We start from the raw sequence: 20,199 nt of genomic DNA, 5'->3' as shown, positions 1-20,199 counted from the left end.
CGATCACTTGCTGATCGAGGCACCTGCCGGGTCTACCTGCGGCATCCATCTGGAGTTGATCAAGAATGCAGACGTTCACGGAAGAATGGATTGGCGCCCTGCGGCGCGTTGCACTCTGTGCGGGGCTGGCTGCCCTGGCCTGCAGCACGCCGGCACTTGGCAATGACAACGCGGCCGAGCGGGATCGCGTGATGGCTGCGGCGAAGGCCGGCAACGCGGAAGCCCAGAATGAACTTGGAGACAGGTATCTGCGCGGAGCAGGCGTCGACAGGGACGCAGCGAAGGCAGCGGACTGGTACCGCAAGGCGGCCGATCAGGGCTATGCGCCGGCACAGTCCATGCTGGGTGTGCTGTATCTGCGAGGCAATGGCGTGCCGAAGGATCCCGCTCAGGCCCTGCACTGGGTACGCAAGGCTGCCGATCAGGGCAATGCGGACGCACAGTCCGATCTCGGGATCATGTACCTGCAGGGCCTGGGCCCGCAGCAGGATGATGCCCAGGCTGTCCTGTGGCTCCGCCGAGCCGCTGAGCTCGGCTCGCCAGCCGGGCAGTACAGCCTTGCCAATCTCTATCAGAAGGGACGCGCCGGCCTCACGAAAGACGAGGCCCAGGCCATGCAGTGGTATGCCAGGGCAGCCGTGCAGGAGCTCGGCCGAGCGGGAGTCAAGGAGGCCCGTCTGGAGCTGTGCCTGAATCGCAAGGAGAACGAGGTGTGGTGTGCCGAGATGGACACGCCCGGCGCGTTTGGCCCGCTTGAAGCATTCACAGCGGCTGCCGATGGCGGTGATGTGGAGGCGCAGACCAGGCTCGCACTGATGTATGCCAAGGGTATCAGCGTAGAGAAGGATGAGGCCCGATCCGCCGACCTGTATCGCAAGGCGGCAATGGCGGGCTACGCGCCTGCACAGGCCGAGCTGGGATACCTGTACTCCATCGGGCGTGGGGTGCCCAAGGACCAGGATGAGGATATCTACTGGACCTGTGAGGCTGCAGCGCAGGGAAACCGCAGGGCGATCCGCAATCTGGCCATCAAGCAGACCTACGATCTGTTCGATCCGAAGGAGTGCCCCGAGCGACGCGCGCGCAAGCGCTGAGTGCAGATGCGTCCGGACCCCGCACAGAGGTCCGGACGCAGATCTCTTGCAGCGGTTACGCCGAGAGCTCCTCGCGCACGATCCTGGCCCCTTCGCTGAGCGCCCGCAGCTTGCCCCGTGCCACGTCACGCGCCAGCGGCGCCATGCCGCAGTTGGTGCTCGGGTAGAGCTTGTCGGCATCCACGAACTGCAGCGCCTTGCGCAGGGTGTTGGCCACTTCCTCGGCCGTCTCCACCGTGCTGGAGGCCACGTCGATGGCGCCCACCATCACCTTCTTGCCGCGCACCAGCTCGATCAGATCGATCGGCACGTGCGAGTTGTGGCATTCCAGCGAGATGATGTCGAGGTTGGAGGTCTGCAGCTTCGGGAACGACTCTTCATACTGGCGCCATTCCGAGCCCAGCGTCTGCTTCCAGTCGGTGTTGGCCTTGATGCCGTAGCCGTAGCAGATGTGCACGGCAGTCTCGCACTTCAGCCCTTCGATCGCGCGCTCCAGTGCGGCCACGCCCCAGTCGTTCACTTCGTCGAAGAACACGTTGAAGGCCGGCTCATCGAACTGGATGATGTCGACGCCAGCGGCTTCCAGCTCCTTCGCTTCCTCGTTGAGGATCTTCGCGAATTCCCAGGCCAGCTTCTCACGGCTCTTGTAGTGCGCGTCGTACAGGGTGTCGATCATGGTCATCGGGCCGGGCAGGGCCCACTTGATCGGTTGCGTGGTCTGCCGGCGCAGGAACTTCGCATCCTCCACGAACACTGGCTTGGGGCGGCTCACGGCGCCGACCACGGTCGGCACGCTGGCGTCGTAGCGGTTGCGGATGCGCACGGTTTCGCGCTTCTCGAAGTCGACGCCGCTGAGATGCTCGATGAAGGTGGTGACGAAGTGCTGCCGGGTCTGCTCACCGTCGCTGACGATATCGATGCCGGCGTGCTGCTGTTCCTGCAGGGACAGGCGCAGGGCATCCTGCTTGCCTTCGGTCAGGCCTTCATCCTGCAGCTTCCAGGGTGACCAGAGCTTTTCGGGCTCTGCCAGCCAGGAGGGCTTGGGCAGGCTGCCGGCGGTGGAGGTGGGGAGCAGTTTCTTCGTCGACATTGCGTCTTGTGTCCTGGGGCGAATGGGGAATCGATGGATCAGCGGGCAGCCCACTGTTCAAGCACGGCGCGGTACGGCTTGATGAAGTGCTCTTCGGTGAACCTGCCCTGCTTGACCGCCAGCTGGCTGCGCTCTTCGCGGTCGTAGACGATGCGGGTGGAGGAGTAGTCCTGGTGCTTCAGGCTGGGCTGGTAGACCTTGCCGGCCACGGAGTTGGCGTTGTAGATCTCCGGGCGATAGATCTTCTGGAAGGCCTCCATCGTGCTGATGGTGCCAATCAGTTCCAGGTTCGAGTAGTCGCCCAGCAGGTCGCCGCGGAAATAGAAGGCCAGCGGCGCAACACTGCCCGGCGGCATGAAATAGCGCACCTGCAGGCCCATCTTGTCGAAGTACTGGTCGGTGGGGGAGAACTCGCCTTGCCGGTACTCCACGCCCAGGATGGGATGGTGGTTCTCGGTGCGGTGGTAGGTCTTGCTGCTGGAGACGCTGATGCAGATCACCGGCGCCTTGCTGAAGTTGGCGCGGTAGGCCTCCGATTCCAGGAAGTGCTGGAACAGTTTGCCGTGAAGATCACCGAAGCCTTCCGGAATGCCGAAGGTCGCCTTGCCCTCGTTGCTGGCCGGCAGTACCACGCTGAAATCGTAGTCACGCACATAGGACGAGAAGTTGTTGCCGACGATGCCCTCGGTGCGAGCGCCGGTACGCGTGTCGACAATGGTCGGGCGCAACACCTCGATCAGCGGGAACGGATCGCTGCCATCGGCTCCATCGATGTGCATCTCCACCGAGATGATGTCCAGCTCAACGGCGTAACGGTCCGCGCTCGGGTTGTCCCAGTGCGCCAGGTCGTTGAAGCGGTTGTTGATCATGCTGATCGTGTTGCGCAGGTTTTCCTGGCGGGATGCGCCACGGGCCAGGTTGGCGAAGTTGGTGGTGATGCGCGTGCCGTCAGCGGGCTGGTAGTCCTCGTTGAAGGGGATGCGCGTGATGCTGAAAGTGAAGGTGTCGGTCGTCATGGGCGGCGTTCCGGGTTGCGGGGGTGACATCCGAATGCAGGTCGCTGGCATTCGGCATTCAGAGGACTGCAGCGGCCTCGGCGGCAGCGGGCGCTACACGATGGGACAGCGCAAGCAGGGGCAGCGCCCGCTGCACCGCCAGCCGTGCACGCTGGATCAGGGCGTCGTTGTGCACGCGGCCCTCGGCGAAATCGCGGTCGGTGGCGTACACGCCCAGGGGCAGGGTGCGGGCCTGGAAGAAACTGAAGAGTGGCCGCAGCTGGTGGTCGATCACCAGCGCGTGGCGCTCGCTGCCGCCGGTGGCGGCGAGCAGGATCGGGGTGTCGACCAGTGCGTCCTGGTGGATGAAATCGAAGAAGTGCTTGAACAGGCCGGTGTACGAGCCGCGGTAGACCGGCGTGGCCACCACCAGCACGTCCGCCTGTTCAACGGCAATCAGCTGCTGCTCCACGCTGGCCGGCAGTTGCGAGCGCCACAGCGCACCGGCCAGTTGCGGCGCCAGCTCGCCCAGCTCGATCAGGTGCGGTTCGCAGGCAACGTCCTCGCCGATCAGGTCCAGCAGGTGCTCGGCCAGGGTTGCAGCCCTGGAGGGGCGCTGCAGTCCGCCGGAGACGGCGACGATACGGAGGGGGCGGGTCATCTGTTCGCTTTCAGCAGGAGGGGGAGCTCCTTCGGGCGATCTGCGGGGGCGCAGTCCTGCAGGCCGGCGAGGTGACCGGGCTGGCAGGCAACCGAAGGCATGACCCGATCCTAGTCATGCCCTTCCATGACGTAAAATGGTATTACTTCACCAATCCATGAGCGGGATTCATCGTCATGCTGGAACGGATCCACCTCAGCATCGTGCAGCAGGTCGAGCAGCAGGGCTCGTTGACCGCCGCCGCGGGCGTACTCAACCTGACCCAGTCTGCCCTGAGCCACAGCATGAAGAAGCTGGAACAGCAGCTGGGCACCGATGTCTGGCTGCGCGAAGGCCGCAGCCTGCGCCTGACCCAGGCCGGGCAGTACCTGCTGGCGGTGGCCAATCGCGTACTGCCGCAGCTGGACCTGGCCGAGGAGCGGCTGGGCCAGTTCGCACAGGGCGAGCGCGGTGCACTGCGCATCGGCATGGAATGCCATCCCTGCTACCAGTGGCTGCTGAAGATCGTCTCGCCGTACCTGGCCGCCTGGCCGGACGTGGATGTGGACGTCAAGCAGAAGTTCCAGTTTGGTGGCATCGGTGCGCTGTTCGGCTACGAGATCGACCTGCTGGTCACGCCCGATCCACTGCTGAAGCCGGGCCTGAAGTTCGTGCCCGTGTTCGACTACGAGCAGGTGCTGGTGGTGGCCAGGAGCCATCCCCTGGCCAAGGTGGATCACGTAAAGCCGCGCCAGCTCGGCCAGGAAGTGCTGATCAGCTACCCGGTGCCGTTCGAGCGCCTGGACATCTACAACCAGTTCCTGCTGCCGGCCGGCATCACGCCGCGGCGCCACAAGACCATCGAAACCACCGACATCATGATGCAGATGGTGGCCAGCGGCCGTGGTGTGGCCGCGATGCCGCGCTGGCTGGTGGAGGAGTACGCGGCGCGCATGGACGTGGTGCCGGTGCGCCTGGGGGCGAAGGGCATTCCCAAGCAGATCTACCTGGGTGCGCGTGAGGCCGATACCGGCATCGACTATCTGCAGGCCTTCGTCGAACTGGCCCGGAACAGCACGCCGATCGCCGGCAATGCAGGCGGAGCCCGTTGATGCCCGCACGCGCGCCTGATCGGGCGGAAGCCTTCATCAACAGGTTTTCGCTGGAAGTGAGCGCCAAGGCAATGCCGGCACTGCGCGCGGAAGCGGATCGCATCGCTCCGGGAACGACGATCTCGATCCCTTACCTGGCGAGCGAGGACGACGACGCCCGGCTGGCGGCCGCGCGCACGGTGCGCGAACTCGGCTTCGAGCCGATGCCGCATCTCTCTGCCCGCCGCATCGGGTCGCGTGCGGCGCTTGCGCGGTTCTTGGAACGCGCCGCCAGCGAAGCGGGGGTAGAGAAGTGCCTGCTGATCGCCGGTGACCTGGCCACGCCTGCCGGGCCGTTTGCTGACAGCATTTCGCTCATCGAGACAGGGCTTCTGGAGCGCTCCGGCATCAAGGTTGTGGGTATCGGTGGGCATCCGGAGGGCCATCCGGCGATGACCGCCGAGGATCGGTGGCGCGTGTTGGAACGCAAATGCCAGGCCATCGAAGCGCAGGGCATGGCGCCGTTGATCATCACCCAGTTCGCCTTCGATGCCGATATCGTGCTGGCCTGGCTGGATGCGTTGCGCGCCCGTGGCATCACGGTTCCGGTACTGATGGGCGTGCCGGGCCCGGCCAGCATTGCGCGGCTGGCCCGCTACGCCGCGATGTGCGGCGTGGGTGCCAGTGCATCGATGCTGGCGCGGTACGGCATTTCAATCGGCCGGCTGCTGGGAACGGCGGGGCCGGAGGTGTTCGTGGATCGCCTGCTGAGTGGGCTGACGGATGCTCACGGCGCGGTCAGCCCGCACTTCTTCCCCTTCGGCGGCATTGCGCCATCACTGGACTGGATCGAGCGGTACCGGCGGCGCGCACTGGCCGCCAGCGACTGATGCCGTATTGATGATCGCGCTGCTGGGCCCGTCAGCCCGGCAGTTCGCACTTCATCCTGCCGTCCACGTAGTACGGCTTGGGCACGTTCGGGTTCTCGCTGGTCTTCTCGAAGACCACCTCGAACGAAGCTGCATCGGGCGAGCCCTTGCGGTCGGTGCACGCGTCCTGCAGTTTCTTCTTGACCGCCGCGATGCCCGCATCGCGATTGGCGCCGTCGGCGCTGTTGGTCAGGTTCACGGTCTCGGCGGAGGCCAGCGGGCTCAGTGCCAACAGGCAGCCGGTCAACATCAGGGTGTGCAGTCTGGTCATGCCGCGTACCTCATGGGTCTCCAATGAGGCCCCAGCATAGAGCGGGGCTGTTAACGGCCTGTGGCCGCCCCGGCTTCGGGGCCGGTTCTCCCGCATTCGTCGTCGAACACGGGAGTCTGGTCGGATGCCTCCCCTTGGCCCGGCGTGTTCGGCTAGGCTGCAGCGACTGACCGCAAGGATGAAGGCACCCATGATCCGCTGGCTGTTTCTCGCGCTTGCCGCGCTGCCGCTTGCTGCCGGGGCCGTGGTCATCCGCCACGACGTGGACGATGCCCGTTACCGGATCGAGGGATCAGAATTTCCCGCCCTGGCCGACATGCCGGGTGAAGGGCAGGGTGTTCTGATCGCCCCGCAGTGGGTGCTGACCGCAGCGCATGCCGCACCGATGGAGGGTATGGGGCAGACCATCGCCATCAACGGCAAGGACTACGGCGTGGAACGTGTGGTCGTGCATCCGGGCTACAGGCGAATGCCGGAAGCCTTGGGCAAGGAAGCACTGGCCACAGGAAGCCCGGCGAAGATCCATGCGTTCCTGGCCGGATCAGATGACATTGCGCTGATCAGGCTCGCGGCCCCCGTGAACGATGTGCAGCCCGTGTCGCTCTATCGCGGCAGTGCCGAGGTCACGCAGGTCGCCGCCTTGATCGGAAAGGGCGCCACTGGCAGTGGGGCGATTGGGCTGGTGCTGGGCGGGCCGCATCGCACATCGCTGCGGCGCGCATACAACGCCATTACCGGTGGCAATGATCGCTACCTCTGGTATCGGTTCGATGCCCCGCCACAGGGCCTCCCACTGGAAGGCGTATTGGGCAACGGCGACAGTGGCGGCCCGCTGGTCATCCGCGAACACGGCGCGTGGCAGCTGGTGGGGCTGGGCTCATGGATCAGCGCCGTTCCCGAGCATGCCCTTGAAGCCGGCTTCTATGGCCAGGTGGTGCACAACGTGCGGGTATCGCGCTATGTGGACTGGATCGAGAGCGTCCTGGGTGCGCCGGACTACCGCCCCGTAACACCCGAAGACTGACAGCTGTCACTGGCCGCGGGCCGCGTGATTGCCAATAGTGAGCGCCATGGCGAGGACACCTCGCTACCACTCATCACAAGGGGACCGCTCGTGAACATGCTCCAGCAGATCGTCTCGCAGACACCCGCCTGGGTCTGGCTTCTCCTGGCGTTCCTGGTCACGCGCGGCATTGCCGCGATGAAGCCGGGCGAAACGTCACTGCAGAAACTGGCCGTCGTGCCTGCGCTGTTCACCGTATGGGGCGCCTGGTCGATCAGCCATCGCTACGGAGTGTCCTGGCGCGCTTGGGGCGAGTGGCTGGCCGGCATCGGCACCGGCGCGGCACTGGGGTGGCTGCTGCTGGGCCACGTAAAGCTGACTCTGGATGGCGCCACCGGAAAGCTCTGGCGCAACGCGGACTACAGCGTGTTGCCGCTGCTGCTGGTCACGTTCCTGGTGAAGTACGGTTTCGAAGTTGCATTCGCGGTGTCACCGTCATTGATCGCCAATGCCGGCGCCAGTGCGGCCTACCTGCTGCTTGCCGGTGGATTCACCGGCCTCTTCATCGGCAAGTACTGCCGCTATCTGGCCTCGCTGCGACGGGACGCAGCGGGGAGGGGGCTGGGGGTCGCAGGCTGAGCCTCACCCCGCCGTGATGCGTCACATTAATAGCCCCGTTAATAGCCCCGGAGGGTGGTGCCGGCCGCCGGCCGGCACCGATGTCCTTACAGGCTCCAATCAACCCGCATGCCGGCGATCAACGCATTCGGCAGGTCGCGCTGGCGGGCAGGTTCGTTGAACTGGTCCGGATGCACGATGTAGTGCAGGTTCGGTGCGATCCGGAGCTGCGGGGTGAGCTGGATGCCATAGCTCAGCTCCATCATCACCTGGCTCCCGTGCGGCGTGCCGCTACCGCCGGCCGCGGCGCGGGCAAGGCGCAGGTTCTCCAAGGCGATGCTGCTGTATTTCTGCTGGGTCACAACGAAAGCGATGCTGTCCTGCGGCCGGCCGGCGAACGTGCCTTTCTGCACCACGCCCGCCTGCAGGAAATGATCCTCGATCAGCTGGCCGGAGGTGCCCTTGAGCGCCGCACCGAACAGGGTCAGGCCGCGCCCGGCACCATCCCCGGTGAGTTGCTGCTCGAAGCGGGCGAACACCCCGGAGCGACCACGGCGGCTCGCGTAGTCCTGGCCACTGAGCAGCGCCGGGGTGCCGTTGGCATCGCGCAGCGGATCCAGATAGGTCGAGTTGTCCTGCCAGCCACCGAGTTCGTAGCGGGCTTTCAGTCGTGCCGAAGCAGGGCTGCGCCAACCGAGCGTATAGGGCACGATCCAGCCGGTGGCCTGACTGGTACTCCATTTCAGGCCGTGCTGGCCGTCCTCGGCCTGGCTGGGATCGACCTGGTAGGCGCCGACGCGCACATAGACATCGGGCGTCACCCAGGCCGTGGCATCGGCCATCCAGCTCGATACCGGCCACCAGGTGAAATTGCTGGTGCGGAACACGTAGGTCGGGTTGCCGCAGGCCGAATTGCCCTGGAAGTACTGGCACAGCTCCGAACCGAGGTGATGGATGTTGGCGACGCTGCGCCCGGCTTCCAGCACCAATCGGTCGTTCAGCAGTTTCTGCTCAAGCGTCAGGTTGGCCAGGCGCGTGCCCTGGCCACCGTAGATTTCCTGCACCGAGGTGCTGTTGCCAGTGCTGCTGTTGGCCAGGTTGGTGCCATGGCGGTTGATACCGTAGGCCTTGATCGTCGCGCCCCGCCAGCCAAACGCAACGTCCAGATCCACGTCGGCACCGAACATCAGCTGGCCGGCATACGCCGTGCCGCTGCGCTTGCCGCCATCGAGCGTGGCGGCTGCCTCGCCGGTGTACGCCAGCTTGGGGGTGAGGACGTCGCTCGCGTCGGCGGCTGCGGCCACGGACGGCAGGGCCAGCAGGATCGCTACCGGCAACAGGCGGCGGGAAGAGCAGGTCATGGGCGAGGTTCCTTTTACAGGGTGGGAGCCGTGACCGGCTTCTTGAGGACGCGCAGCGCGACCGCGGTGACGGCCACGCCGGCCACCAGTGCCAGCAGGTAGACGCCAAGGTGGGTGACCGCGTTCGGAATCGGCAGCACGAACACACCACCGTGCGGCACCTTCAGCTCGACACCTGCGGCCATCGAGATCGCACCGGCCACGGCCGAGCCGAGAATCAGCGCCGGAATGGTGCGCAACGGGTCGCGCGCGGCGTAGGGGATCGCGCCCTCGGTCACGAAGCTGAGGCCGAGCACGCCCGCGGCACCGGCGGTGCCACGCTCCTCGGCAGTGAAGCGGTTGCTGAACAGCCATGTGGCCAACGCGATGCCCAGCGGCGGCGTCATGCCGCCGATCATCGTCGCAGCCATCGGCGTGTAGACCTGGCTGGAAATCAGTGCGGTGGAGAACGCGTAGGAGGCCTTGTTGACCGGCCCGCCCATGTCCACCGCCATCATTCCGCCCAGCAGCAGGCCCAGCAGGATCGCGCTGCTGCCCTGCATGCCGCGCAGCCAGTCGGTCAGCCAGGCCAGCAGCCCGGCGACCGGCGTGCCGATCACGTACATCATCAACAGACCGACCAGCAGCGTGCCCAGCACCGGCAGGATCAGCACCGGCTTGAGGCCTTCCAGGCTGCGCGGCAGGCGCAGCGCACGGTTGATCCAATGCACGCCGTAGCCGGCGATGAAACCGGCCAGGATGCCGCCAATGAAGCCTGCATCCATGTTGACCGCGACCAGGCCGCCGATCATGCCCGGCGCGATGCCCGGGCGATCAGCGATGGAGTAGGCGATGTAACCGGCCAGTGCCGGCACCATCAACATGAAGCCGGACTTGGCGCCGATCTGGAACAGCGACCAGGCCAGCGTGCCCTTGTGTGCATCGTCGAAGGCATAGATGCCGCCGAGCGCGAACGCCAGTGCGATCAGCAGGCCACCGGCAGTGACGAACGGCAGCATGAACGACACGCCGGTCATCAGGTGCTTGTAGGGGCCGGTGGCTCTGGCCTTTTCGGTCGTGCGGCCTGAAGCCGGCGTACCCGCCGTACCCGCCTGCACGCCGGCCTCGGCCAGCGCCTTGCGGATCAGGTTCTGGCCGTCATTGATCGCCGGCTTGGTGCCGCTCTTGAACAGGCGTTTGCCAGCAAAGCGCGACAGATCGACTTCGCGGTCGGCGGCGATCAGCACCAGGTCGGCGGCTGCGATTTCTTCGTCGCTCAATGCGTCCTGCGCGCCGACCGAGCCCTGGGTTTCCACCCGGATCGCGTGGCCCAGTGCCTTGGCCGCCTGCTGCAGGCCTTCGGCCGCCATGAACGTGTGGGCGATGCCGGTCGGGCAGGAGGTAACGGCGACGATGTGCTTGCCGGCATCCGCGGTGGGCGCGGTTGCCGACGTCGCGGCAAGCTGCGCCAGCACGGCAAGCGGGTCGTCCAGCACTTCACCGAGGCTGGCGCGTACGACCTGGGCGTTTCCGAAGCGTGCGGCATCCGCCTCGCCGTCACCCACCAGCAGCAGCTGCGTTGCGGCCGCGGCCTGCGTGGCGGGCAGTGCCCCGGTCACGCCCTGGTCGCTGCGGATTTCGATCGCCAGTTCGAGCCCTTGCTGGCGGGCAGCGCGACGCAGCGCTTCGGCGGCAAGAACCGCCTCGATGCTGCGTTCGCCGGCGGCGATGACTACGGTGGAAGCTTGCATGGGCACTCCTGGAATTCTTCGGGTTCGTCCTTGCAGGAGGGGGCGGGCCAGCCGCAGCACCCTCTGCTGGGGTTTCAATCCAACCGCTCGATCAGTACATCGCCGGTCCACGCGCGCACCTGCGCCGGGTCCAGCCGTCGCGCGTCGCCGCTCTCCAGCCGGCTCATCGAGAACGCCGTCGCCAATCGGGCGCAACCCGTCAGATCCAGGGAGGGCTCCAGCAATGCGGCGGCAATGCCGGCGACCATGGCATCGCCGGCACCGACCGTGCTGCCGCGTGCCAGTCGCGCCGGTCGCGCGACCAGAGCGCCGCTGCGATCAATGAACAGCGCGCCGTCAGTGCCCATCGAGATCGCTACCAGTGCGACTCCGCGCTCGACCAAGGCGTGGCCTGCAGCCCGCAGGGCGCTGCGATCCGGCAGCGGCGTGCCGGTCCAGGCCTCCAGTTCGTGGCGGTTGGGCTTGATCGCGTAGGGCAGTGCGCCCTGTGCGCCGCTCAACGCGGCGGCAAGTGCGTCGCCACTGGTGTCCAGCAGTACGCGCGCACCGGCGGCGCTCGCCTGCGCCTGCAGTCTCGCCCATGCATCGGCTGGCAGCCCCGACGGCAGGCTACCGGACAGCACCACTGGCTGGTCCGGCTGGAGCAGGGCGTCGAGCCGGCGCGATACCGCGTCCAGATCGGCGTCACACAGTGACAGGCCGGGCAGGTTGATGTCGGTGGTCTCGCCGCTGGCCTCTTCGACCAGCTTGATGTTGGTGCGGGTGCGGCCCGCAACGCGCAGGCAAGCGTCTGCGATGCCGCGCTCGGCGAACAACGCGCTGAACACGCCGTCGTTGCCATTGCCGAGCACGCCCATCGCGGTGGTCGGCACGCCCCAATCGGCCAGGCAGGCGGCCACGTTGATGCCCTTGCCGCCGGCGGCGTCGCGGGAGCTGTGGGCACGATGCACCTGTCCCGGATGCAGGTGCGCCAGCCGCACGGTCTGGTCGATCGCCGGGTTCAGGGTAACGGTGAGGGCCTGGGCGCTCATGCGTGCGCTCCATCAAGGGCACGCACCTGCTCGGCGGTTTCGCAGTCCAGCGCGGTAGTGGCCAGCGCTTGCAGATCGGCCAGCGCGTTGCCACGCAGGCGTGCCTTCACGGCCGGGATGTCGTTCGGGGTCATCGACAGTTCGTCCACGCCCAGGCCGGCCAGCAGCATTGCGCCGAAGGGATCGCCGGCCAGGCCACCGCAGACGCCAACCCAGCGTCCATGCAGGCGTGCGCCTTCCACTGTGGCGCGGATCGCGCGCAGCACGGCCGGGTGCAGGCTGTCGGCCTCGGCCGCGAGTTCCGGGTTCTGGCGGTCGATCGCCAGCACGTACTGGGTCAGGTCGTTGGTGCCGATCGAGAAGAAGTCGGCATGGCGCGCCAGCACATCGCTCTGGGCTGCTGCGGCAGGGACTTCAATCATGATCCCGATCGGCACTTCGGGTGCCTCGAGCGCGGCGCGCAACCGTTCGCAGATGGCGCGCAGTGCAATCAGCTCGGGCACCGAGGTGATCATCGGGAACATGATGGACAGGCGTGCGCCGTCCTTCGCCGCGCGATACAGCGCACGCAGCTGTGGTTCCAGCAGGTCGGGGCGGCGCAGCAGCAGGCGCGCGCCACGCACGCCGAGAAACGGATTTTCCTCGCGTGGCAGCTCCAGATGAGCGACCTGCTTGTCGCCACCGATATCGAGCGCGCGCACGATCAGCGGGCGGCCGTCGAGTGCCTTGGCCATCGCCACGTACGTGGCGTACTGCTCATCCTCGCTGGGCGTGCTCCCGCGCTCGAGGAACAGGAATTCGGTGCGCATCAGGCCGACGCCTTCCGCGCCTTGCTCCAGTGCCAGCGGCACCTGCTCGGGAAGGTTGACGTTGGCGCCGATGTCGATGCGGTGGCCGTCAGGGGTCTGTGCCGGCTGCGCGCGTTGCGCCGCTTCACGCTCGCGGATCTGCTGCTGTTCGGCGATCCACGCACGTGCCGAGGCGAGATCGGCCTCGGACGGCGACAGATAGAGGCGCCCGCTGCTGCCATCGATGATCGCCTCGCTCCCCGCGCTGATCGTCAGCAGCTCCGCGCCAGCGGCGACCAGCGCCGGCAGGCCCAACGTGCGCGAGAGGATCGCGGTGTGCGAGGTCGGCCCGCCCAGCGCGGTGGCGAGGCCGAGCACGCGACCGGTATCGAGGTTGGCCGTGTCGGACGGCGACAGATCAGCAGCGAGCAGGATGCAAGGATGTGCAGGCAGGTCGGCAAGGCCGCCACCCGCCGCGGACGGATCAAGCTGTGCCAGTACGCGCCGGCCGACGTCACGCAGGTCGGCGGCGCGCGCGGCCAACACCGGGTTGCCCAGTGCCGCCAGGCCGGAGGCGATCTGCTCGATGGCCTGGTGCCAGGACCACGCAACGCCATGGCCTTCGACCATCAGCTGGCAGGTACGGGTAATCAGATCGGTGTCGTCGAGCAGCGCGGCCTGCGCCTTGAAGATTGCCGCATCCGAGGCGCCGAGCCGGCGCTGGGTGTCGTCCTGCAGTGCGGCCAGCTGCTGGCGGGTGCGGCTGAGCGCCTCCTGCAGGCGTGCGCCGCCTTCGCCGAGCGGGGTGGGGCGGTCAGCAACGTCGGCATGCGTGCTGGCCAGCACATGCACCGGGCCGATCGCCAGGCCTGGGCTGGCACCGATGCCGACGATCGCCGCCTGTGCGTCGGGCGGATTCCAGCCCGCAACCGGCGCGGCCTTGCGCTGCGCCGCGCGCTCGGCATCGGCCCTTTCCTGTGCCACCAGCCCGTCCATGACCTTGCGCAGCGCGGCCAGCAAGGCAGGGGCATCGGCGCCCTCGGCAGACACGCTGACCGCGTCGCCATGGCGCAACCCGAGCTGCAGCAGCGCCACCAGGCTCTTGGCATCGGCAGCCTGATCGCCCGCGCGGACCTGTGCGCGGGCCGCGAAGCCGCGCGCTGTTTCAGCCCAGCGCGTGGCCGGGCGTGCGTGCAGCCCGTTGGGATAGGCGATGGTCCAGTCGAAACGGTCGGCCAGGTCAGTCACCGGCACAGTGGGGGCCGTGGTCGCAATATCGCCGGTCAGCGCGCTGATGATCTCGCTCGCATCTGCCGTGGTGAACAGGCGCTGCAGCGTTGCGTCATCCTGGATCAGTCGGGTCAGCCGGCGCAGCAGGGTGATGTGGGTATCGGACTGGGCGGCAATGCCGACCACCAAGCGGGTGACCTGGCCCGGATTCCACTCCACGCCTTGCGGGAACTGCAGCACGGCAATGCCATCGCGGCGCACCAGGTGACGGTCCTCGCCCAGCCCGTGCGGAATGGCCACGCCATGGCCGAGGAAGGTGTTCGCCAACGCCTCGCGACGCCCCATGCTGGCCTCGTAAGCCGGCGCAACGCAGCCGGCAGCGACCAGCATCTGCGCCACCTGGGCGATGGCGTCGGCCTTGTCGAGCGCCCGCGCATCCAGGCGGATCAATTCCCGGCTGACGGGGGCAGGGGTAGTCAAGGGCTGCAAGGCGGGCTCCGGCAAAGGGGTGCTGCGGCGTATTGGGAACGTTCCCACTGATCATTTCAATGTGCACTGCACAAAAAGCCAATAGTCCTTTGGCGTTAGCATTGTCCTGAATGGCCATCCGGCCTCGAACAGTGAAAGTTTCCGGGAACGGTTCCAATGAGCATCAGCATCAACGACGTCGCGCGCGTGGCGGGGGTCTCCAAGTCCACGGTGTCGCGCGTGCTCGGCGGCGGCCCGGTCAGCGAGGCCGTGCGTGGCCGGGTGGAGGCGGCGATCCGCCAGACCGGCTATCACCCCAACCTGCAGGCACGGCGCCTGCGTGCCCGGCACACCGGCATCATCGGGCTGATCGTGGCGGACATCCGCAACCCGTTCTTCACGGCGCTGATCCGAGCGGTGGAGGAGGTTGCCTATCGTGAAGGCCTGCGCGTCACCCTCTGCAACACCGACGAGGACCCCGAGCGCGAGGCGCTGTATCTGCAGTTGATGCACGAGGAGCGCATCAGTGGACTGATCTTCGCGCCCACCCGGACCACGGTGGGCCGGCTGGAGCGGCTCACACTGGACTATCCGACGGTGCTGGTGGACCGCGCCGCACCCGGCGGATCGATCGACAGCGTGGTGCTCGACAATCCGGCCGCGATGGCGGGCCTGGTCGAGCATCTGGTCGCGCGCGGCTATCGCCGCATCGGCGGCCTGTTCGGCAGCACCAGCACCACGGCGGCCGAACGTCGCGACGGCTATCTCGCTGCGATGCGTACACATGGGCTTCAGCCGGATTACCGCGAGGTTGAGCCCACGGCTGAAGCGGCCATTGCAACGGTCGATCAGTGGCTGGCCGGCCCATCGCGGCCGGAGGCGCTGGTCGCCAGCAACAGCCTGCTGCTCATGGGAGCGTTGAAGGCCGCCCGCAGTGCAGGCCTGGCAATTCCGGACGCGCTGGCGCTGGCGGGCTTTGACAACGAACGCTGGACCGAGCTGGTCGAACCGGGCATCACCGTGATCGAACAGCCGGTCGAAGAGATGGGGCGCGCAGCGATGTCGCTGTTGCTTGAGCGCCTGCGCGCGCCGGAGCTGCCGGTACGCCGGCTGGTGATGACGGGCCGGTGCGTGGTGAGGGGATCAACGGCCTTGCGATGAACCGGCGGCCGTTTGCGGCCGTCCATGGAGGGATACCCTCGCGTACATGTGGGTCATGGCTGCCCCTTTGCCTGGCGTATCAAATGAATGGTCATGAGTGGGCCGCTGCAGCCCGCCGGGATGGTCGCGGCAAGGCGCGAACGGAGCAGATCATTTCCATGACCTCCTCCGAATGATGCAGCGATTCCGAATGCCATCATTTTCCCCGATCGTACGTCCTGCACCCCTATGGGAACGTTTCCCCTCATGGCCAGCGAGTAACCATCGGGCCATGCCGCAAGATAAGCCGTGCCACCTGGGTCCACGAAGTAGACACAGCCATTGATTGGCTGCAGTACTCCCCTTAGCAGCCCGGTTGCAAGGACCGCACTCTGCTCAGGCGGGAGCTTGACAAGGACCGGTGATCGGGCCTCCCTGGCACCTGCCAGCGGGGGCACGGAGGTGCAGGCGGCAACCATCAAAACAAAGAGCGCCGCGAACTTCGCTGAGAACCTGCCCGGCATCATGGACATCTCCTGCCTCCATGCCACAGATTGTTTCCGACCCGAAAGAACATCGGCCGCATCATCAATCAAGTTGCGGCGGGCTTGACGGCATTCTGCCATTCCGCCGATAACCGCGGCCAGTTTTACGAACGGGCGCCGCACGGATGGGCGCAGCATGTTCTGCTCAATCCTCAGATGTCTTCTGGCAGTTTCGATTCCCCGGCGGACGATGTGGGCCCGGGATGATCGCCCCGGAACGTAAGCGCACTGACTACGGCCAGGGCACAGGCACATGCGCCCGCGTAGGCCATGGCAAGCCGATAGCCGAAAAGCAGCGACTGGTGCGCAACGTCGCTGGACACAACCTGGGCCGCGGCCGTCAGCCCATCCAGGCGCGCTGTACCAGCGGACAACCCCTCGGCAAGCGATCGCAGATGCGAAGGATCGCCCCCGGGCAGGTTCGTTTCAAGTGCGTAGTAAGTACCTTTCACCAGAATCAACCCCACCACGGCGATGTTGATGGCCAGGCTGATGAATCTGGCGCTGGTATCCATGCCGGATGCCATGCCAGCGCGGTCGCTGGGCACGGAACTGGTCGTCGTGTTGGTGATGGGCGTATTGATCACCCCCAGGCCCGAGCCCGCAAGAATGCAGCCTGGCAGCAGGGTCAGCCAGCTCGCGTTTTCCGCGCCTGCACCGATCGCCATCATGAGCATCCCGCCGCCCATGGCAAACATCCCGACGGGGATCACGCGCTCAGGCCCGAAGCGCACAGCGAGACGCTCGCCGCAAGGCGGCAGCAGCAGCGACGGCAATGTGTATGCCAGGACAGACAGGCCGGTCGCGATGCTTGAGTAGCCAAGTCCGTGCTGGAAGAACAGTGGCAGGTACACCATCAGTGGCCAGAAACTGAAGTTCATGCCCATCGAGCCCAGCAATGCGCCCGAGAAGCGCCGGTTGCCGAAGATGGAAAAATCGAACATCGGGTCCGGTACCCTGCGCTCGACCGCGATGAATACCGCCAGGCTGATGACGGCAACCAGAGCGGCCGCCATGGAAGAGGCGCTTCCAAGGCCTGCAGGAATGCCCTGGGTGATGTACCAGGTGAAGGAAAAGACGGCCACTGACAGCGAGACGATTCCTGCAAGGTCCAGTTTCCGCTGGCTTGGCGCCCGCGATTCCCGGATGCCCAGAACGGCGAGAGCTGTCGCGCCCACTGCCAGGGGCGCATGCACCAGGAACACCCAGCTCCAGCTGCTGATGACAACAACGCCAGCACCAATGACCGGTCCGAAACCCAGCCCTATGCCAAAGACCACGCCCCAGATGCCAAAGGCCTTGGCGCGCTGTGCGGAGTCACTGAACTGATGGGAAAGCACTGTAAACACGCAGACCAGCATTGCGCCTCCCGCCGCACCCTGCAGCGATCGAGCCACGATCAACGCCGTTCCGCTTCGAGCAAGGCCGCAGGCCAGGGATGTGATGCCGAACAGCAACAGGCTGATCACGAAGATGCGCTTGCGCCCGTACCGATCCGCCAGTGCGCCAGCCGCCATCAGCACCGTCGTGCAGGCGAGGGTGTAGGCATTCATGATCCACTGCAGGCCGCTGAAGCTGCTGCCAAGCTCTGTCTCCAGAATCGGCAGGATGACCGGCACGCTGGAGATTTCCAGCCCGAACATCAGGGACGCCAAGCACGCCGCAGAAAGCGTCAGGCGGTCTCGAGCGGCAGGTGAAAGGGAAGTCATGGGTCTCCTCAGGCAGGTCCGGGATCTGGCGCACTGCCGGGTCGACTGCAGCTGCGCGTTTCAAGTGAGCGGCCATCTTGGAGGGACTTCCATGATGATAAAAATGATTTGATTTAATAGAATTGATCAATCCTCATCATGGATTGCCCCGGTGTTCTTTGACCCCGACCTGCTGCGTGCCTTTGTCGCCGTCGTAGAGACCGGCGGCTTCACCAAGGCGGGTGAGCGCATGAATCTCAGCCAATCCGCCATCAGCCACCAGATCCGGAAGCTGGAAGAGCAGGCGGGCAGCGCCTTGCTGAAACGGACCACGAGAAGCGTGACACTCACCGAAGACGGCGAAGACTTCCTGCGACATGCCGAGCAGATTCTTGCTGCCCAGAGCCTGCTGGTTCGCCGGTTCCAGAGGACTCCTGTTACCGGGGCAGTGCGCCTGGGTGTGCCAGAGACCTATGCCGGCGACCGGCTGACCGCAATGCTGTCGCGCTTCTCCCGCAGGTTCCCCGCGGTGCGGCTGGATGTAGTCGTGGAGTCCTATGGGGCACTGAACGAACAGATACAGGCGGGAACACTCGACCTGGCGGTGAACCTGTTCCTGCGGGAGGACGTTGAGTGGCCGGTTCTGAGGCGGACACGTTTCGTCTGGGCCATCGGCTCGGGATTTGAGTACGCACCGGAGAAGGCGCTGCCACTCGCACTCGCGCCCAGCCCGTGCATGCACCGCGACGTGTGCATCGGAGCACTTGTTGAAGCCGGCCTGGAATGGCGCGTCACCTTTACCTCGGCGAACCAGCAGGGCCTGCGATCGGCTGCGAAGTCCGGGCTCGCCATCACTGTCGCTCTTCAGGATGACATCCAGGATGGCCTGATGATTGCGGGCAGTGGATTGGGGCTTCCTGTGCTCCCCGCCGCGAGCTTCCGGCTGATGCGCAGTGCAGCCGTCCGGACGCCCGCGATCGAAGCGTTGGAGGAGCAGTTGCTCCGCGCTGGCGATGGCGCGTGTTCGGTCCGTGCACTCAGCGCGGTGGGCTGAAGCGCAGCGCACGCACATTCCAGACCAAGCAGTCCATAACCGTCCTTCCACGTCGAAGTAGCATCGACGCTTGGAGCATTGAGCACTTCCGCTGAATGCGTTCGGTCTACGGAATCTATTGGATGAACATGAAGCGGACGACGGCGGGCGGCCCCGCTCCCATGCGCGGTGATCGGCGGGATACCGAGATCCGGAACTACGTGATGAACCTCGGCCCCCAACATCCTGCGGCACATGGGGTACTCCGCCTTGTGCTTGAGATGGATGGCGAGACCGTTGTGCGCGCGGATCCGCATGTGGGCCTGCTGCACCGGGGTACCGAGAAGCTGGCGGAGTCCAAGCCCTTCAACCAGTCCATCGGCTACATGGATCGGCTGGACTACGTATCCATGATGTGCAATGAACATGCCTACGTACGTGCGATTGAAACCCTTCTGGGAATCGAGGCGCCCATCAGGGCACAGTACATCCGCACGATGTTCGATGAGATCACCCGTATCCTCAATCACCTCATGAACATCGGAACGGGCGCGCTGGACCTGGGCGCCATGGCCGTGATGCTCTATGCATTCCGGGAACGCGAAGAGCTGATGGACTGCTACGAGGCGGTATCCGGCGCTCGAATGCATGCCACGTATTACCGGCCCGGCGGTGTGTACCGTGATCTGCCTGACCAGATGCCGAAGTACAAGGAGTCACGCTGGAAGAAGGGGAAGGAGCTGCGGCGGCTGAACGCCGCGAGAGAAGGGTCGCTGCTCGATTTCATCGAGAATTTCACCCGCGAGTTCCCGAACCGCATTGATGAGTACGAAACCCTGCTCACCGACAACAGAATCTGGAAGCAGCGCACGGTGGGCATTGGCGTTGTGACCCCGCAGCAGGCCATGGACTGGGGCATGACCGGGGTGATGCTGAGAGGCTCGGGCGTGGCGTGGGACCTGAGGAAGAAGCGCCCCTACGCGAAGTACGATGCCGTTGACTTCGACATTCCGGTCGGCAGCGCCGGTGACTGCTATGACCGCTACCTGTGCCGTGTCGCGGAGATGCGGCAGTCCAACCGCATCATCCGGCAATGTGTCGACTGGCTTCGCGCCAACCCCGGCCCGGTGATGGTCCAGAACTTCAAGGTGGCGCCGCCGTCCCGGCAGGAGATGAAGTCCGACATGGAAGCGCTGATCCATCACTTCAAGCTCTTCAGCGAAGGCTACCAGGTGCCGGCAGGTGAGACCTACGCAGCGGTCGAGGCACCCAAGGGCGAGTTCGGCTGCTACCTGATCTCCGATGGCGCCAACAAGCCGTTCCGGGTGCACCTGCGTGCTCCCGGCTTCGCTCATCTCTCTTCTCTGGATGAAATCGTCAGGGGCCACATGCTGGCGGATGTCGTCGCCATGATTGGCACCTACGACATTGTGTTCGGCGAAGTGGATCGCTGA

At 65.8% G+C, this 20,199-nt stretch carries 17 protein-coding genes; 8 read left to right on the top strand and 9 right to left on the bottom strand.

Translation table 11 applies throughout. The features are described 5' to 3' along the window. The first annotated feature begins 65 nt into the window (after window positions 1–65). Entirely contained in the window at window positions 66–1,094 is a 1,029-nt protein-coding gene (locus SriyCCGPB3_RS11235; RefSeq protein ID WP_350259214.1) for a tetratricopeptide repeat protein, read from the top strand. A 55-nt stretch (window positions 1,095–1,149) separates the two neighbouring features. Here SriyCCGPB3_RS11235 and SriyCCGPB3_RS11230 read toward each other — a convergent pair whose 3' ends face one another. From SriyCCGPB3_RS11230 to msuE, 3 genes are read right to left on the bottom strand one after another with little or no spacing between them, the layout of a single operon-like run. After that, window positions 1,150–2,184: a methionine synthase gene (locus SriyCCGPB3_RS11230; RefSeq protein ID WP_049401536.1), complete on the bottom strand. Its 1,035-nt coding sequence runs from the start codon at window positions 2,182–2,184 to the stop codon at window positions 1,150–1,152. 38 nt (window positions 2,185–2,222) lie between these two features. Continuing rightward, window positions 2,223–3,200, bottom strand: coding sequence for a DUF1852 domain-containing protein (locus SriyCCGPB3_RS11225; protein WP_180846777.1), 978 nt, complete (start codon window positions 3,198–3,200; stop codon window positions 2,223–2,225). Between the two features lie 58 nt (window positions 3,201–3,258). Continuing rightward, window positions 3,259–3,840 (bottom strand): FMN reductase, encoded by a 582-nt coding sequence (gene msuE, locus SriyCCGPB3_RS11220; protein WP_350259213.1) that lies wholly within the window; start codon window positions 3,838–3,840, stop codon window positions 3,259–3,261. 176 nt (window positions 3,841–4,016) lie between these two features. Here msuE and SriyCCGPB3_RS11215 point away from each other — a divergent pair, with 176 nt between their 5' ends. Both SriyCCGPB3_RS11215 and SriyCCGPB3_RS11210 read left to right on the top strand, forming a co-directional pair. After that, the gene (locus tag SriyCCGPB3_RS11215) at window positions 4,017–4,931 is read left to right on the top strand and encodes a LysR family transcriptional regulator (protein ID WP_180853842.1); all 915 of its coding nucleotides are present in this window, start codon (window positions 4,017–4,019) and stop codon (window positions 4,929–4,931) included. Beyond that, a complete protein-coding gene (locus SriyCCGPB3_RS11210; protein ID WP_350259212.1) occupies window positions 4,931–5,800 on the top strand; it encodes a methylenetetrahydrofolate reductase in 870 nt (289 codons plus the stop codon). Before SriyCCGPB3_RS11215 ends, SriyCCGPB3_RS11210 begins: the two co-directional genes overlap by 1 nt. A 31-nt stretch (window positions 5,801–5,831) precedes the next feature. Here the strand turns inward: SriyCCGPB3_RS11210 and SriyCCGPB3_RS11205 are convergent, their stop codons facing one another. Next, window positions 5,832–6,110, bottom strand: a complete 279-nt coding sequence (locus SriyCCGPB3_RS11205; RefSeq protein ID WP_350259211.1) for a hypothetical protein — start codon at window positions 6,108–6,110, stop codon at window positions 5,832–5,834. Window positions 6,111–6,300: 190 nt separating this feature from the next. On the opposite strand from SriyCCGPB3_RS11205, the gene SriyCCGPB3_RS11200 reads away from it, so the two are divergent. Both SriyCCGPB3_RS11200 and SriyCCGPB3_RS11195 read left to right on the top strand, forming a co-directional pair. Further along, window positions 6,301–7,134: a S1 family peptidase gene (locus tag SriyCCGPB3_RS11200; protein ID WP_350259210.1), complete on the top strand. Its 834-nt coding sequence runs from the start codon at window positions 6,301–6,303 to the stop codon at window positions 7,132–7,134. 90 nt (window positions 7,135–7,224) lie between these two features. Then, entirely contained in the window at window positions 7,225–7,752 is a 528-nt protein-coding gene (locus tag SriyCCGPB3_RS11195) for a DUF6622 family protein (RefSeq protein ID WP_350259209.1), read from the top strand. Between the two features lie 86 nt (window positions 7,753–7,838). Here the strand turns inward: SriyCCGPB3_RS11195 and SriyCCGPB3_RS11190 are convergent, their stop codons facing one another. The 4 genes from SriyCCGPB3_RS11190 to ptsP all read right to left on the bottom strand — a co-directional run bounded on the left by SriyCCGPB3_RS11190 (window position 7,839) and on the right by ptsP (window position 14,360). Continuing rightward, complete coding sequence (locus tag SriyCCGPB3_RS11190) at window positions 7,839–9,092, bottom strand: carbohydrate porin (RefSeq protein WP_350259208.1); 1,254 nt, start codon at window positions 9,090–9,092, stop codon at window positions 7,839–7,841. Between the two features lie 14 nt (window positions 9,093–9,106). Then, a complete protein-coding gene (locus SriyCCGPB3_RS11185) occupies window positions 9,107–10,822 on the bottom strand; it encodes a PTS fructose transporter subunit IIC (protein WP_350259207.1) in 1,716 nt (571 codons plus the stop codon). A gap of 74 nt (window positions 10,823–10,896) precedes the next feature. Next, complete coding sequence (gene pfkB / locus SriyCCGPB3_RS11180; protein ID WP_350259206.1) at window positions 10,897–11,853, bottom strand: 1-phosphofructokinase; 957 nt, start codon at window positions 11,851–11,853, stop codon at window positions 10,897–10,899. Then, on the bottom strand, window positions 11,850–14,360 hold the full coding sequence (ptsP, locus tag SriyCCGPB3_RS11175) for a phosphoenolpyruvate--protein phosphotransferase (protein WP_350259205.1): 2,511 nt from the start codon (window positions 14,358–14,360) through the stop codon (window positions 11,850–11,852). Before ptsP ends, pfkB begins: the two co-directional genes overlap by 4 nt. Window positions 14,361–14,516: 156 nt before the next feature. Here ptsP and SriyCCGPB3_RS11170 point away from each other — a divergent pair, with 156 nt between their 5' ends. After that, window positions 14,517–15,500: a LacI family DNA-binding transcriptional regulator gene (locus SriyCCGPB3_RS11170; RefSeq protein WP_110712379.1), complete on the top strand. Its 984-nt coding sequence runs from the start codon at window positions 14,517–14,519 to the stop codon at window positions 15,498–15,500. Between the two features lie 676 nt (window positions 15,501–16,176). On the opposite strand, the gene SriyCCGPB3_RS11165 is transcribed toward SriyCCGPB3_RS11170, so the two are convergent. Further along, window positions 16,177–17,733: an MFS transporter gene (locus SriyCCGPB3_RS11165; RefSeq protein ID WP_153855361.1), complete on the bottom strand. Its 1,557-nt coding sequence runs from the start codon at window positions 17,731–17,733 to the stop codon at window positions 16,177–16,179. A gap of 151 nt (window positions 17,734–17,884) precedes the next feature. On the opposite strand from SriyCCGPB3_RS11165, the gene SriyCCGPB3_RS11160 reads away from it, so the two are divergent. Beyond that, window positions 17,885–18,766 carry a LysR family transcriptional regulator gene (locus SriyCCGPB3_RS11160; RefSeq protein WP_350259204.1) on the top strand — a complete coding sequence of 294 codons (882 nt, stop codon included), beginning with the start codon at window positions 17,885–17,887 and terminating at the stop codon, window positions 18,764–18,766. Between the two features lie 128 nt (window positions 18,767–18,894). Further along, window positions 18,895–20,199, top strand: coding sequence for an NADH-quinone oxidoreductase subunit D (locus SriyCCGPB3_RS11155; protein ID WP_350260374.1), 1,305 nt, complete (start codon window positions 18,895–18,897; stop codon window positions 20,197–20,199).

Origin of the sequence: Stenotrophomonas riyadhensis (genome assembly GCF_040256885.1) — a bacterium.
In the GTDB taxonomy this organism is placed as follows: domain Bacteria; phylum Pseudomonadota; class Gammaproteobacteria; order Xanthomonadales; family Xanthomonadaceae; genus Stenotrophomonas; species Stenotrophomonas riyadhensis.
Note: the sequence above shows the minus strand (reverse complement) of the source record. Positions and strands in the feature narration are given on the sequence as shown.

What these genes read in the sequence shown, in the direction of transcription:
- SriyCCGPB3_RS11235 (WP_350259214.1), top strand. Translation starts at nt 66, where the DNA reads ATGCAGACGTTCACGGAAGAATGGATTGGCGCCCTGCGGCGCGTTGCA.
- SriyCCGPB3_RS11230 (WP_049401536.1), bottom strand. Translation starts at nt 2,184, where the DNA reads ATGTCGACGAAGAAACTGCTCCCCACCTCCACCGCCGGCAGCCTGCCC.
- SriyCCGPB3_RS11225 (WP_180846777.1), bottom strand. Translation starts at nt 3,200, where the DNA reads ATGACGACCGACACCTTCACTTTCAGCATCACGCGCATCCCCTTCAAC.
- msuE (WP_350259213.1), bottom strand. Translation starts at nt 3,840, where the DNA reads ATGACCCGCCCCCTCCGTATCGTCGCCGTCTCCGGCGGACTGCAGCGC.
- SriyCCGPB3_RS11215 (WP_180853842.1), top strand. Translation starts at nt 4,017, where the DNA reads ATGCTGGAACGGATCCACCTCAGCATCGTGCAGCAGGTCGAGCAGCAG.
- SriyCCGPB3_RS11210 (WP_350259212.1), top strand. Translation starts at nt 4,931, where the DNA reads ATGCCCGCACGCGCGCCTGATCGGGCGGAAGCCTTCATCAACAGGTTT.
- SriyCCGPB3_RS11205 (WP_350259211.1), bottom strand. Translation starts at nt 6,110, where the DNA reads ATGACCAGACTGCACACCCTGATGTTGACCGGCTGCCTGTTGGCACTG.
- SriyCCGPB3_RS11200 (WP_350259210.1), top strand. Translation starts at nt 6,301, where the DNA reads ATGATCCGCTGGCTGTTTCTCGCGCTTGCCGCGCTGCCGCTTGCTGCC.
- SriyCCGPB3_RS11190 (WP_350259208.1), bottom strand. Translation starts at nt 9,092, where the DNA reads ATGACCTGCTCTTCCCGCCGCCTGTTGCCGGTAGCGATCCTGCTGGCC.
- SriyCCGPB3_RS11185 (WP_350259207.1), bottom strand. Translation starts at nt 10,822, where the DNA reads ATGCAAGCTTCCACCGTAGTCATCGCCGCCGGCGAACGCAGCATCGAG.
- pfkB (WP_350259206.1), bottom strand. Translation starts at nt 11,853, where the DNA reads ATGAGCGCCCAGGCCCTCACCGTTACCCTGAACCCGGCGATCGACCAG.
- SriyCCGPB3_RS11170 (WP_110712379.1), top strand. Translation starts at nt 14,517, where the DNA reads ATGAGCATCAGCATCAACGACGTCGCGCGCGTGGCGGGGGTCTCCAAG.
- SriyCCGPB3_RS11165 (WP_153855361.1), bottom strand. Translation starts at nt 17,733, where the DNA reads ATGACTTCCCTTTCACCTGCCGCTCGAGACCGCCTGACGCTTTCTGCG.
- SriyCCGPB3_RS11155 (WP_350260374.1), top strand. Translation starts at nt 18,895, where the DNA reads ATGAAGCGGACGACGGCGGGCGGCCCCGCTCCCATGCGCGGTGATCGG.